The sequence below is a fragment of the Streptomyces inusitatus genome (assembly GCF_014651115.1).
Classification (GTDB): Bacteria; Actinomycetota; Actinomycetes; order Streptomycetales; family Streptomycetaceae; genus Streptomyces; species Streptomyces amakusaensis.
Genome location: NZ_BMWG01000097.1, coordinates 1 through 629, shown reverse-complemented (window position 1 = coordinate 629; position 629 = coordinate 1). Strand labels below are relative to the sequence as shown.

Sequence of the window (629 nt, the reverse complement as noted above, 5' to 3'; positions counted from 1 at the left end):
ATGTGGTGCAGCGTGATCATCATCCGATGCTGGTCGGGACCGGTCCTGACCAGCAGGATCCGCACCAGAGGCGGCACCGCGAGATCGAAGCGGCGGGCGCGTTCCTCGATGCCGAGCCGCTCGGCCTCCGCCGCCTTCTCGTCGTCCGCGAGACCGGAGATGTCCTCCTCACGCCACGGCAGAACCACCTCACGGGCCACCACCTGCACCGGCTGATCCACACCCGACAACTGCCGGAACCCAGCACGCAAACTCGCATGCCGATCCAGCAACGCCTGCCACGACGCCCGCAACACTCCCGCATCCAGCGGACCGTCAAGCCCCAGATCCAGCTGCTCCACATACACATCCGTGCCCTGCTCATCAAAGAGGGCGTGGAACAGCAAACCCTCCTGGAGCGGGGACACCGGCAGGACGTCGACCAGCCCCGGAACCTCCGCCTCCAACCCCTCGATCCGCGCCTGATCCAACGCCACCAACGAGAAGTCCGACGGGGTGTGACCACCACCCTCCGCACTGGCAGTGACCAGACCGCCCAGCATCGCCGCCCAGCCGTCCACCAACGCCCGAACCGAAGACTCCTCGAACAACGCCTCCGGCCACAACAACGTCAACGTCAACTCAGGACC

At 66.3% G+C, this 629-nt stretch carries 1 protein-coding gene; it reads right to left on the bottom strand.

Annotated elements, in window-relative coordinates; translation table 11 throughout:
* The coding region (locus tag IE247_RS33985; RefSeq protein WP_229869535.1) for a condensation domain-containing protein at positions 1-476 on the bottom strand (476 nt) is incomplete at its 3' end.
* Between the last annotated feature and the right edge of the window lie 153 nt (positions 477-629).